This is a genomic window from Leptotrichia sp. oral taxon 847 (assembly GCF_001553645.1).
Lineage (GTDB): Bacteria > Fusobacteriota > Fusobacteriia > Fusobacteriales > Leptotrichiaceae > Leptotrichia.
This window is the reverse complement of sequence record NZ_CP014231.1, coordinates 15,979-29,379: the sequence shown is the minus strand read 5'-3', so window position 1 is coordinate 29,379 and position 13,401 is coordinate 15,979. Positions and strand designations below refer to the sequence as shown.

Below are 13,401 nucleotides of genomic sequence, written 5' to 3'. Positions count from 1 at the left end.
ACTTCCTTTTTTTTATGTAATATATTTTAACATATTATTTTTATAAAATCAATAAAATTTTATATTTTTTATTATTTTGTTATTATTACATTTTTTCAAAAAAGAAAATATTTTAACCAAATTTGCTATTCTTTTACTATATAACCCACACTTCTTACAGTTCTTATGATTTTTTCATCATAGCCTTTATCAATTTTTGATCTTAAGAAATTTACGTAAACGTCCACTATATTACTTTCAGAAACAAAATCAATATCCCATATTTTCTCTGAAATCATTGTTCTTGTAAGCACCCTATTTTTATTTCTCAAAAAATACTCAAGTAACAAAAATTCCTTGTTTGTCAATTCAATTTCATTTCCAGCTCTTTTCACTTCCCTATTTGCTGGATTTAATGTCAAATCATATGCTGTTAAAATTCCCATTTCGTCTTCTGTTAATTTTTTATTCAAAATTCTTACTATTGATTTAAATTTTGCCGAAATTTCTTCTAGTCTAAAATCATTATAAACATAGTCATCGATTCCATTTAATAGCGCTTCCGTTTTTGAATATCTGTCATCTTGCTCTATTGATAATATTATGTAGCTCTGTCTTTTATATTTTAACACACTGTCGATTGAATGCTGAAAATCTTCGAATGAATTTGTATCTAAAAATGTTATGTCCAACGCTTCATTTTTCATAGAATCCAGCAATTGTTCTTCTGTTTCTGCCAATATTACATTAAAACTCAACTCTTTTAATAGTTGTCCAACTACCATTCTTGTTTTTTCATTTTTATTAAATACTAGTACTTTCATATTTTTCTCTCGCTTTCTTTATGTTATTTGAAATTTTTTTGTTTGTTTTTTAAATTAATTATTATTTACTTTTTTTATAATTTTTTCAATAATATCGTTCATTTTTCTTGACGCTAACGAATCATTTGAGATAAACGGTAATCCATTATCACTTGATTCAACAATATTGGCATCCAGCGGGACAGAACCCAAAAAATCAGTTTTTGTTTCTTTTGCAACTGCCTCTATTCCACCTTTTTTGAATACATTTACTTCTTTATTACAGTTGGGACAAACAAATCCGCTCATATTTTCAATAATTCCCAGAACATTCAAATTTATTAATTTTGCAAATTTTAGTGCTCTTTTTAAATCCAGAATCGAAACATTTTGAGGTGTTGAAACTATCAATGCACTTGCACCTTTTATATTTTGTGCAATCGCCAATGTTTCATCTCCTGTTCCAGGTGGCAAATCAATAATTAAAAAATCTAATTCCTGCCACTCAACACCTTCTAGCAATTCCATTATAGCGGTCATTTTCTGTGGACCTTTCCAAATGACAGGATCATTATCAGGAATAAAAAAACTTAGTGAAGAAATGCATAAATTATCTGAAATTTTAAATGGCACTGAAATTTTAGAAAGCTTTTTTCCTTCCACTCCGAACATAATCGGAACATTAGGACCATGCAAATCGGCATCCAAAACCCCTACTTTATATCCTTTAATTGATAATCCATAAGCTAAATTTATTGCTGTTGTTGTTTTACCAACTCCACCTTTTCCGCTCATCACAGCTATCTTATGCTTTACTTTATCCATCTTAACATCTATTTTTTGCTTCCTCTCTAGCAAAATAGCATTCTTATCTGGCATAACTTTTCCTCCTTTCTTCCTAATTTTATTGTTTTTAAAACTTCTCTACTCTAATTAAACCATAAACTTAATAAAAACTCAAGTTATTTTTTTTAAAATTTGTATCTTTTTTTAATTTTTCTTTTTTTCAATTTTATAAAATAATACTGGACTATTTTTTTAGTTTTTTATATAATATTGATATAAAATTTGGGAAAGGATTTTTTACATATGAAAAATAAAACTTTTAAAAATTATAATAAACGAATTTTTCTATTTTTTCTTTTTTTGATGTTTTCGCTAACTTTACATGCGCAATCATCAGCTTCAAAATACAAATGGTACTCCCCAAAACAAATAATTCAAAATATGGATAAATTACAGCCTGGTGATATTCTTATTTTATCTAAAAGGCCAACGTTACGTTCTATGTGGGGACACGCCGCAGTTTTAAATGAACATAAAAAGATTGTAGAATTTCCAGCGTATTCAATTGGTTACAGTGAAAGTCCAATTTATGCGTGGCAAAATTTAAAAAGGCAAGTTGCTGTATTTAGATTAAAAAATATAGATGACAACTTTAAAAACGCTCTATTTCACGAAATAGATGAAACCATTACAAAACCATACGGAATAACCTTTAATAAAAATTTTGACAAAAGACTGTACTGCTCGCAATTTATTTACATTGTATTCAAAAAAGCAGGACTTAAGGTAGGAAAGATCATAAATCTCGATTCAAATGGTGGCGGAATGGTTATGCCGTACGATATTATGAATTCTAAACTTCTTGAAAATATTGTTTTTTAAAACAAATTTTAAAAAATTTCTCCAAAACTTTATTTTTTTATTAATTAATTTTTTATTAAAGTAGAATTACTAGGAGTTACAAATGCCAGTATCTGCAACTGTTTGTAATAAAAAACTGGCTTAAAATTTTAAATAATTTTAGGTCAGTTTTATTTTATCAAAATTTTTCCAATTCTCTCAAATCATATGGAGTATTTTGATACACGTGGTGGTTAATCCAATTTGAAAATAACAAATTTGCGTGTCCACGCCAGACAAAAGGTGGAACTTTTGTAGGGTCATCATTAGGATAATAATTAAACGGTACCTCTATTTTTTTACCCAATTTCATATCTCTTTCGTATTCTCTTGCCAAAGTCATTCTATCATACTCCAAGTGTCCCATAATAAAGACATTTCTTTTATCTACAGTCCTTACAATACTCACACCAGATTCCTTTGATTTTTCCAGTATTTCTAATTCTGGAACCTTTTCAACATCTTCGGCTCTCACTTCCGTATGTCTTGACTGTGGCATATTAAAGATTTCATCAAAACCACGAAGCAGCATCGTATGACAGATTTTTATTTTCAGCGGATAAATTCCAAAAAGCTTTTTTTCTAATTTATATTTTTTAATTCCGTAGTGATAGTAAAGGCAAGCCTGTGCTCCCCAGCAAATTGAAATTGTCGAGTAAACATGCTTTTTGCTCCATTTCATAATTTTGGTAAGCTCATTCCAATAAATCACTTCTTCAAACTCCAAATTTTCCACAGGCGCTCCTGTTATAATCAGACCATCAAAATAATCATTTTTAATATCATCAAATGTTTTATAAAAATTTGCCATATGTTCTTTTGAAGTATTTTTTGAAACATACGAAGCCATTTTTAAAAATGTAACTTCAATTTGAAGTGGTGTGTTACTAAGTAGTCTTAACAGTTGAGTTTCTGTTTCAATTTTAGTTGGCATCAAATTTACTATCATAAATTTTAAAGGTCGAATATCTTGCGACAATGCTCTACTTTCTTTCATTACAAAGATATTCTCTTTTGCTAAAATCTCTACTGCCGGTAAATTATTAGGTATTTTTATAGGCATTGTGTATTCCCCTTTCGCATTAATATTTTACCAAAATTTAAAATTAACTTTCCCTAAGTGATAATGGCATCGTAAAATAAAGTGAATTTGGATTACTTTCATCTTTTATAATAACAGAACTTTTGTCATTTAACAATTCTAAAACTGTTACTTTTCCCTGTATTGTAGAAATGTAGTCAATCAAAAATTTTACGTTTAATGAAATTTTTAAATTTTCACCTTCCTGAATGATTATTATTTCTTCTTTTATTCTTGCGCTATCATTTGTCCCTGTAAGTGTTAATTTATTATTTTCGAATTTAAAAACAGCGCCATTTCTAAATTCTTTATTTTCTTTTACAAAAATTGAGGCTCTTCTTAAAACTGACAAAAAATCTTTTGTGTTTAAAAGTACCTTTTTATCATGCTTAGAACTATTCAAAATTGATTTATAATCTGGAAATTGTAAATCTATTGTCCTTGTTAAGATTTCTACATTTGAAAATTTGAAATAAACTTTTGAACCATCTGATTTTAACATTATTTCATTTTCTTCCACCAATTTCATAATTTTTACAAGTCCGTCAATTGTTTTTAGCGGAATGCTAACATTTAAGTTTGCTTTACCTTGTTCACTCTCTTCCAAATTTTCTTCAATGTATGTAAGTCTGTATGTATCCGATGAAATTAACTTTAATTTATTTTCTTCTATTTCCAGACGAATACAGTTTACCGCTAAATTTTCTGCATCAGTTGCAGCTGAAATTTTTACATTTTCGATATAATTTAACAATTTTTCTTTTGGAAATGTGTATTCCACTCCTGTTTCAAGTTTTGTTTGAATCGGATAATTTTCTGCGTCATACAACGAAAAGTTTGCATCAGTTGCACTCGTTTTTATCACTAGCATCCCATCTTCCTCTATAAGCGCAATTTTTTCATCAGAAATCTGTTTTAAAAACTCTTCAATCAATTCGTGCTTTATTACAATTTTACCGTGTTCCGTTATTTTGGCTTCAATCTCAGTATTTATTGACAATTCCAAATCTGTTCCTCTTAAAACCGCTTTATTTTCAAAAGTTTCAATATAAATTCCAGACAAAACTTCCCTGATTTTATTTTCTGTTACAGCTTTTGCGACAATGTTAATTGCTTTTAACAATGTTTTTCTGTCGACTGTCATATTTAGCATAATTTCACCTCTTTAATTTTATAATATGTCTTTGTATTTTTTCAAATGCTCCTTTAATTTTGTTATTGCCTTTTTTTCTATTTGACGCACTCTTTCCCGAGTAATTCCCATCATTTTACCAATTTCTTTCAAAGTATAAATTCTATTGTTGTAAAGTCCATATCTGTACTCCAATATCTTCTTTTCCCTTTCAGTCAAAACATTGTTAAGTAATTCTCGCATTTCTAATAACTGATCTTCTTTTATAATTTTTTCTTCAACATCGTCGTTTTTACCTATAACGTCTTCCAAAAAAATATTATCCCCTACTATTTCATTTAATGAAACCATATCTTGAAATTCATTCATAAGTAAAACTACTTTATTTTCTTTTAAGTCAATTTTTTTGGCAATGTAACTTGTTGACGGCATTTCACCGTGAGTTGCCATATAATCTTTCATAACTTTATTTACTTTGGATAATTGCTCATATTTATACGACGGTATTCTAATATCCCGACCAATATTTATAATCGCTTTTTTTATGGATTGCTTTATCCACCAAACCGCATATGTACTAAATCTATGACCTTTTTCATAATCAAATTTATTTATGGCTTTTATTAATCCTATATTCCCCTCACTTATTAAATCTATTAATGGAAGTCCATTTCCCAGAGATTTTTTGGCAGTACTTATCACCAATCTTAAATTTGATAATATTAATAACTGTCTTGCCTGTTCATCGTTCTCTTCTTTTATTCGTCTTAATAAATCATACTCTTCCTCTTTTGAAAGTAAATCAAACTTTTGAATATCACTTAAATATAACGACATCAAATTTAAATTGTTGTTGTCTTCCATTTCACACTCCCGATTTTTTCTTTAAATTTTTTAATTTGAAAATTCTGATTTTAAATCTCTACTCATAAATGTCTTCTCTAACTCGGCCACTGGTTTTCCTTTGTAAATAACTTCATAAAGTGCAGTAAAAATGGGTGCATTCAAATTATTTTCCTTTATAATTTTGTAAAGTGCTTTGATTGTTTCAGCTCCCTCGGACACCATTTTCATATTCTTTATTATATCTTCTATTTTTTCTCCTTTTCCTAATTTTTCTCCCACGTATCTATTTCGACTATGACGACTCGTACAAGTTACAATAATATCCCCCAGTCCAGATAGTCCCATGAATGTTTTTTGGTTCGCATTGTAATATTTTGCAATTTCAAACATTTCATTTATTCCACGAGTGATAAGCGCAGCTTTTGTATTATCTCCATAACCTATACCGTCAGCAATTCCGGCTGCTATTGCAAGGCAATTTTTTAATGCTCCAGCAAGTTCGGCTCCCATTAAGTCTGTTCCTGTGTAAACTCTGAAATATCCATTACTAAACGTCTTTTGTACAATCTTTGCCGATTTTTCATCTTTTGAGACCGAAAGTATTGCCGATGGTAACCTTTGTGCCACTTCTTCCGCATGAGTAGGCCCAGCTAATAAAACATAACTATAATTTTTATTTTCTAATTCTTCATCAACTATTTCAGAAATTCTCTTTTTAGTAGAAATTTCTAATCCCTTCGCAACGTTTACTAATATTATATTATAATTCAAGAAATTTTTCAATCTTTTTAAAACACCTCGTAAAAATTGTGTTGGCGTCGCAAGTAACACAATATCTATTTTTCCATATTTTTTTTCATCAGTTAAAACCTTTCCATAATCGTCCACAATATTTAACTCATCTGGCAATTTTATTCCCTTCAAAAAATTTGGATTTGTCTTTGTAGTTCTCATAACATTTCTATTTTCTTCGTTATACTCCCATAAATAAACATTATGACCATTTTCAACCAATAACTTTGAAAGACAGCTTCCCCAGCTTCCACCACCTATAACTAATATATTTTTTTTATTTTCTAACATTATTCTTACCTACTTTCCACTTTTATTTTTTAAATTAAATTTCGATTCAGTCCCATTTTTTAATCTCTCAATATTGCTTCTATGTTTTAAAATTATTAAAATTCCTATCAAAATTCCTAAAAATGTATAAATCCAAATACTTTTATACATCAAAAATATAAATATCGGAAGTGATACTGCTGCACAAATCGAAGAAAGCGACACATATCTAAAAATTGCAAAAACTATAAAAAATATAATTGCTGAAAATAATATAGCTTTTGGTACAAGTATCACAAATACTCCTAGTGTTGTAGCAACAGCTTTTCCACCTTTAAATTTCAAAAATATAGAAAAAATATGTCCTAATATAGCACAAACTCCAACTAATACAAAATCTATATTTTTAATATTTGTCAGATTTTGAAAAAAGTCCATTTTCAAACTAACTGCTATCAATGTCGGAACAAGTCCTTTTAAAATATCCAAAATCAGCGTCAAAAGCCCCCATTTTGCTCCTAAGACACGAGCTGCATTTGTAGAACCTGTATTTTTACTTCCATGTTCCCGCACGTCTATTCCACAAAAAACTTTCCCAATCCAAAGTGCATTTGGAATACTTCCCAGCAAATAAGAAATCACCATAAGTATTATTACTCTCATAATTTTTACCTCTTTTTTTATTAATTTTCTATTTTTTCTTTAATTGCTATTTTTTCATTTTCTCTTGTTCTCTTGCAGCAGTTAAATCTTTCATCTTTTTATTTTCTTTATACCAAAGCACAGCAAGTATTATAAAAAATACAAAATCCGTAAATGGCTGTGCATACCAGACACCATTTAATTTAAATATGTTCGAAAAAATTATAACGACTATTAAAAAGATGATAACCTGTCTCAATAAATTTAAAATTACAGAATATTTAGAACGTCCTGTTGCTTGAAAATAATTCGGTATAATGATTCCAAAAGACGACAAAATTACAAGAGAAAAATATATTCTCATAGCCTTTTCCCCTTCCTTTAAAGCAGAAACCGTACTTTTCTCATTAAAAAATAAAACCATTTCTTTTGGAAAAATCATTACAACTGCCCAAAATATTGCGGACAATCCAACACCAGCATACACTGCTGTAAGTAGTGATTCTCTAACTCTTTCATAATTTTTTGCTCCATAATTAAACCCCACAATTGGCTGAATTGCCTGTGAAACCGAATAGACACTCATCGTCATAAGCGGCAAATATGAATTTATAATAGTCATAATTGCAACTCCATAAGTTCCGCCATTTATATCCACAATTTTATTTGTAATCACTCCCACAAGAGAACTTGCGGCTTGTAGTAAAAATGGCGACATTCCAATTGATAAAATGTCTATTATAATCTTTTTATCCAACTTTAATTTATTAAATTGCAAAACCAATTTACTTTTTTCTTCCAACTTAAACCCAAATAAATTAACTTTAAAAGGAAATTTCCCCGCTATTAAAAAATATAAAACAAATACTGCCGACAGCACATTTCCTATCAATGTTGCATAAGCTGTACCTTCAATTCCAGTATGTAAAATCATAACTGCCACATAATCTAAAATAATATTGACAACTGCTCCGATTAACATTGAAAACATTGCAACGTTAGGTGCTCCTACTGAATTTAAGACATTAGTCAGTCCATAAGAGTAAAAAAGCGGTAATATTGCAAACATAATTATTTGTAAATATGCTTTTGCATATGGCAAAGTTTCACTATTTGCTCCCGAATACGTTAAAATAGTGTTTATATTCAATATTAGCACAAGATATAAAAAAATACCTAAAACTGCAAACATTGTAATTGTATTTCCTAAAACTTTTTTTGCCGCACCTTTTTTACCTTGCCCCAATCTAAGCGAAATAATTGTCCCCGCTCCAACTCCAATTAACATTGAAAAAGCAATTATAAGCATAACTATATAAAATGCTATTCCAGCACCAGCAAGCGCTTTTTCACTAATCTTCCCGACAAAAAACCTGTCCACAATATTGTACAAAACAACTACTGCAGAACCTATCAGTGTCGGAATAAAATATTTTACAAATAATTTTAATATTGAATTATTTGATAATTCATCTTGTTTTCCCATATTTTTTCCTCTTTTTTTAGTATACTATCCAATTTTAGAAATTAGATACTCTGAGATTCTTTTTAGAACCCCACAATTTCCGAATTTTTCTTTTTCCAGTTTCAAACTTTGTACAATTTTTTCTTTATTTTTTTCCATTTTTTCCATTTCATCCAAAATCTTTTGAGATGAAAAATCTTCTTGCAGCAGCTCTTTAAAAATTTCTTTTTTGGCATTTAAGTTAGTCAGAGTAATATATTTTATTTTAACGATTTTTCTTGCTATAAAAGCATTTATTTTAGAAGTTTTGTAGACTACTATGACAGGCAGCCCCATAAGAGCCATTTCAAATGTAACAGTTCCTGAAGTTGCAATACAAAATTTACACTCATCTCTAAAATTTTCCACTTTTTCAAATGAAATTTCCAAATTTTTTAAACTTCTAAAATTCATATTAAATTTTTTCTCCATTTCATCGATGTATTTAATATGCGACTTATCCGCCAGTTTCATTATAAACTTTTCATTTTTCACTTTCGGATTTATCAAAACTTCATAAATCACAGGCAAGTATTTTTCAATTTCCTGCTTACGGCTTCCCGGCAAAAGTAAAATTTTTTCTCCCAAATGTTCGCTAAATTTATATTTATCAACAAATGGATTTCCAAAATACTGAACTTTTAAACTTTTTTTTGAATTAATTCCAAAATTTTCAATTGTTTTATCAAAATATTTTTTTTCAAAAGGAAAAATCACAATGACCTCATCAAAGTTTTTCAATTTTTTAATCCTACTTTTCCCCCAGGCCCAAACTTTTGGAGGAATGTAATAAATCGTTTTTACATCTGGTAATTCTTTTTTTACCAAATCAAAAAATTTTAAATTAAAGCCACCAAAATCAACAAAAATTACTGTTTTTATTTTTTCTTTTTTTATAAAGTTAATATATTCTTTTGATTTTTCCTTAAAATACCAATATTTTTTTATAGCTTCCACAAATCCCATCACATCGTTATTCTTTATATGATTTATCACTTTTACTCCAGCTGCGATGGACTTATCTCCAACAACTCCATAAAATTCAAGATTTTCTTTCTTTTTCATTTCTTCCACAATGTAAGAAGCGTGCAAATCTCCCGACATTTCACCGCAAGAAATAAATATTTTTCTATTTTTTTCCATAATTTTACCTATTTTCTTTTGAAAAATAAATTTTTTGAATATTTCTAAAATTTAATTCCCACTATAAATATTTTATTTTTATTTGCAAAATTAATTACTTCTTCTTTGTCAATAAACATCATTTTATCTGCTTCGATAACTATCCCTCGTCCATTTATCTGCGCCACTTTCTTTACAGTTTCAAGCCCAATCGTCGGAATATCAATTCTGTAATCTTGATCATTTCTAGCCATTTTCACAACGATACACTTTTTCCCAGCAAGTTCTCCTCCTCGTAAAATTGTCCTATCCGTTCCTTCAACTCCTTCAAGCGCAATAACCGATTCATTTTTTACGACAACTGTTTGTCCAGCATCGATACTTGTCAACATTTTTGCAGCTTCTATTCCAATTTCTATCGTTTTTTTCTCATTTTTATCAGGACTTGTCTTCGTGTAAACTTTATCATTTGCCATAAATTCATCAAGAAAATGATTTTGCGGTAAAACTGTTATATTTTCACTTTCGATATAATCTATTATTGCTTTTAGTATATTTTTATCCTTTTTATTTTTTGTCGAAAGTAAAATTTTAGTCGCTGTTAAATCAAATTTTAAATTGGAAAAAATAAGATTTTTTTCAACTTTCCCCAACATTACTAAATCAGAAATATTGTTTTTTTTAAAATAAGAAATAATTTTACCAACTTGTGCTACACTGTACTTTACTGAATTTTTATAATTTTTTACACTTTCTTCAACGCTTTCAAACAAATAGACGCAAAATAACTCAATTCCCTTCTTTTGACAAGCATTTAAAAATAATTCTGGCAACTTGCCATTTCCGGCAATTAATCCCACTTTTTCCATATTTCATTCCTTTTGTTAAATACCAAATATAAATTTATAAAAAAATTAACCCAAAATAAATATGTCTAGCTTATTTTCTAAATTATTTATTCTGAGAAAACTTATATTCATTTAACTGATTAAAAATTTCTATCTTGTGATTCCTCTTTTACTTTTTCTAATGAATTCAACTAATTTTACTACATCTCCATTATCTTTATAATTTTTTTCCAAAATTTGCAATGCTTCTTCCAGTTTCAATTTTTTCTTAAAAATTATTTTATAAACTTCTCTTAAAGTTTTTATCTGCTCTTCAGAAAATCCTCTTCTTTTAAGCCCAACTATATTGATATATACTGCTCTTGCTTTATTTCCTTCTGACAGCATATATGGGACCACATCTTGATTTACAGCTGAACATCCACCAATCATGGCATGTCTTCCGACTCTCGTAAACTGATGCACCGCTGTAAGTCCACCGACAACCGCCCAATCTTCGACTTCCACATGACCTGCAAAAGTAGCCGCATTTGCTAACACACAATGGTCTCCGATAATACAGTCGTGCGCAATATGAACATACGCCATAACAAGTGTATCATTTCCTATTCTCGTTTCATATTTATCTGTTGTTCCTCTGTGAATTGTAACAAATTCTCTAATTTTATTATTATCTCCAATTACAACTCTTGTTTTTTCACCGTTAAATTTCAAATCTTGCGGCACTTTTCCGATTGATACAAAAGAAAAGATATAATTATTTTCACCTATTATAGTTTCGCCTTCGATTACAACATGCGATTCTATAACTGTTCCATTTCCTATTATAACTTCAGGACCAATTATTGAATATGGACCTATTTTTACATTTTCTCCTATTTTAGCATTTGGATCAACAATTGCCGTTGGGTGTATATTATTTATACTCATAAATCAATACCTCTTCATTTTTTATTTGCATTTACATATCCGTTACTGCGAATTTTAATTCCCCTTCGCTCACTACGGCACCATCAACCAAACATCTTCCCTTAGCAACAATAATGTTTCTTCTCACACTTAATTTTTCTACTTCAAGTCTCAATTGATCTCCAGGTACAACAGGTTTTCTAAATTTACATTTGTCAATTGACATAAATAAAGGTATTTTACCTGGTTCTAACATAAGTAGCCCCACTGCTTGTGCAAGTGCTTCCATTTGCAAAACTCCTGGCATAACAGGTTTTCCTGGAAAATGTCCTTGAAAGAATTCCTCATTCATAGTTAAATTTTTAATTGCAACTAGACTATCTGTCCCGTTTTTTTCTATCACCCTATCTACCAATAAAAATGGGTATCTATGTGGCAATATTTTCATAATATCTTCTATATTCATAACTGTTTCCATTTTATTTTCCTCCTAATTATCTTTTTAACTTAAATTATCTATATTATATTTTATTTTTTAATAAATTACAAGTTTTTTTAATAAAATTTTTTATTTAAAAACTTTATATTTTAAAAATATAAATTCTTTTACATCCCAAATTTTTTTGCAATCATTTCAGTCAGTTTTGCATTTACAAAATGTCCCGCTTTTATTGCGATTATATGTGCTTTTATTGGTGTTCCTAAAACATATAAGTCCCCAATTATATCCAAAATTTTATGTCGCACAAATTCATTTTCAAATCGAAGTCCAGAATCATTTAATGGTCCGTCTTTTCCAATTACAATCGCATTTTTTAAACTTCCTCCAAGTGCAAGATTATTTTTTTTCAAAAATTCTATTTCATAATCAAATGCAAAAGTTCTGCAACTTGCAATATTTTTCTCATAATTTTCCAAATTCACTTCAATTTCAAAATATTCTGATTTTAAAAATGTGTGTTTAAAATCTATCGTATAAGAAATTTTAAATCCATCATATGGTAGTGCCAATACATATTTTCCACTTTTTTCATCAGAAAAAATTATAGGTTCTGTTATAACTAAAGGTTCTATTTCCTCTTCCAGTTCTAAAATACCAGCACTTTTAATTTTTTCTACAAATTGGGCTGAACTTCCATCCAAAATTGGCATCTCATTTCCTTCAATTTCTACAAGAATATCAGTAATTCCACAAACCGAAAGAGCCGACATAAAATGTTCAATTGTATGAATTTTTACTCCATCTTTATTTTGAACATTAGTTCCTCTCTCCAAATCAAATAAATTTTTATAATTTACTTTTACAATATTATCTTTATCGCTAATATCCATTCTTTTAAAAACAATTCCATTTTTTTGACTTGCAGGTTTTAACACCATTTTCACTTCTTTCCCTTTATGAAGTCCAATTCCACTAACTTTAACCTGATTTTTTATCGTTTTTCTCTTCATTTTAAAATCTCCATCATTTTTTATATTAAAATTTTCAAAAAATTTTGCCAAAACAAATCTTTACAAGAACAATATTAACATTTTTTACGATTTTTTTCAATTGTATATTTTTTTACTTGTTTAGAATATTTTTATACAAAATTCTTAAAATAAAAATACTTTAATTTTTATATGCGAAGTTTTTTGTTTAATTATTAAAAATTTTTTAAAAATTTTGCGTTCATTATAACCCTTTTATAACCAGTATTTTTTACTACACTGTGTATATAACACTTGTTTTTTCAAAGAAAAAAATATATTTTATCAAATAATATAAAAAGAGGGTATTGCTATAA

At 28.6% G+C, this 13,401-nt stretch carries 14 protein-coding genes; 1 reads left to right on the top strand and 13 read right to left on the bottom strand.

Annotation, left to right across the window (positions count from 1 at the left end; genetic code table 11):
- Positions 1–125: 125 nt before the first annotated feature.
- Positions 126–803 (bottom strand): response regulator transcription factor, encoded by a 678-nt coding sequence (locus AXF11_RS00140; protein ID WP_068153947.1) that lies wholly within the window; start codon positions 801–803, stop codon positions 126–128.
- Between the two features lie 54 nt (positions 804–857).
- Positions 858–1,661: an Mrp/NBP35 family ATP-binding protein gene (locus AXF11_RS00135; protein WP_068153946.1), complete on the bottom strand. Its 804-nt coding sequence runs from the start codon at positions 1,659–1,661 to the stop codon at positions 858–860.
- A gap of 210 nt (positions 1,662–1,871) precedes the next feature.
- Between AXF11_RS00135 and AXF11_RS00130 the strand changes: the two genes are divergently transcribed.
- Positions 1,872–2,450: a YiiX/YebB-like N1pC/P60 family cysteine hydrolase gene (locus AXF11_RS00130; RefSeq protein ID WP_068153945.1), complete on the top strand. Its 579-nt coding sequence runs from the start codon at positions 1,872–1,874 to the stop codon at positions 2,448–2,450.
- A 157-nt stretch (positions 2,451–2,607) separates the two neighbouring features.
- Here the strand turns inward: AXF11_RS00130 and metA are convergent, their stop codons facing one another.
- The 11 genes from metA to lpxC all read right to left on the bottom strand — a co-directional run bounded on the left by metA (position 2,608) and on the right by lpxC (position 13,066).
- Positions 2,608–3,531: a homoserine O-acetyltransferase MetA gene (metA, locus tag AXF11_RS00125; protein ID WP_068153944.1), complete on the bottom strand. Its 924-nt coding sequence runs from the start codon at positions 3,529–3,531 to the stop codon at positions 2,608–2,610.
- Between the two features lie 43 nt (positions 3,532–3,574).
- Positions 3,575–4,702 (bottom strand): DNA polymerase III subunit beta, encoded by a 1,128-nt coding sequence (dnaN, locus tag AXF11_RS00120; protein ID WP_068153943.1) that lies wholly within the window; start codon positions 4,700–4,702, stop codon positions 3,575–3,577.
- 18 nt (positions 4,703–4,720) lie between these two features.
- Positions 4,721–5,545 (bottom strand): sigma-70 family RNA polymerase sigma factor, encoded by an 825-nt coding sequence (locus tag AXF11_RS00115; protein ID WP_068153942.1) that lies wholly within the window; start codon positions 5,543–5,545, stop codon positions 4,721–4,723.
- Positions 5,546–5,575: 30 nt separating this feature from the next.
- On the bottom strand, positions 5,576–6,610 hold the full coding sequence (locus AXF11_RS00110; RefSeq protein ID WP_068153941.1) for an NAD(P)H-dependent glycerol-3-phosphate dehydrogenase: 1,035 nt from the start codon (positions 6,608–6,610) through the stop codon (positions 5,576–5,578).
- Positions 6,611–6,619: 9 nt separating this feature from the next.
- Positions 6,620–7,252: a glycerol-3-phosphate 1-O-acyltransferase PlsY gene (gene plsY, locus AXF11_RS00105; RefSeq protein WP_068153940.1), complete on the bottom strand. Its 633-nt coding sequence runs from the start codon at positions 7,250–7,252 to the stop codon at positions 6,620–6,622.
- 46 nt (positions 7,253–7,298) lie between these two features.
- Positions 7,299–8,717 carry an MATE family efflux transporter gene (locus AXF11_RS00100; RefSeq protein ID WP_068153939.1) on the bottom strand — a complete coding sequence of 473 codons (1,419 nt, stop codon included), beginning with the start codon at positions 8,715–8,717 and terminating at the stop codon, positions 7,299–7,301.
- 24 nt (positions 8,718–8,741) lie between these two features.
- Entirely contained in the window at positions 8,742–9,878 is a 1,137-nt protein-coding gene (gene lpxB, locus AXF11_RS00095; RefSeq protein ID WP_068153938.1) for a lipid-A-disaccharide synthase, read from the bottom strand.
- A 44-nt stretch (positions 9,879–9,922) separates the two neighbouring features.
- Positions 9,923–10,726 (bottom strand): LpxI family protein, encoded by an 804-nt coding sequence (locus tag AXF11_RS00090; protein WP_068153937.1) that lies wholly within the window; start codon positions 10,724–10,726, stop codon positions 9,923–9,925.
- Positions 10,727–10,855: 129 nt separating this feature from the next.
- The gene (gene lpxA, locus AXF11_RS00085; RefSeq protein ID WP_068153936.1) at positions 10,856–11,635 is read right to left on the bottom strand and encodes an acyl-ACP--UDP-N-acetylglucosamine O-acyltransferase; all 780 of its coding nucleotides are present in this window, start codon (positions 11,633–11,635) and stop codon (positions 10,856–10,858) included.
- 31 nt (positions 11,636–11,666) lie between these two features.
- Positions 11,667–12,092, bottom strand: a complete 426-nt coding sequence (gene fabZ / locus AXF11_RS00080) for a 3-hydroxyacyl-ACP dehydratase FabZ (RefSeq protein WP_068153935.1) — start codon at positions 12,090–12,092, stop codon at positions 11,667–11,669.
- Positions 12,093–12,220: 128 nt separating this feature from the next.
- On the bottom strand, positions 12,221–13,066 hold the full coding sequence (gene lpxC, locus AXF11_RS00075) for a UDP-3-O-acyl-N-acetylglucosamine deacetylase (RefSeq protein ID WP_068158061.1): 846 nt from the start codon (positions 13,064–13,066) through the stop codon (positions 12,221–12,223).
- Between the last annotated feature and the right edge of the window lie 335 nt (positions 13,067–13,401).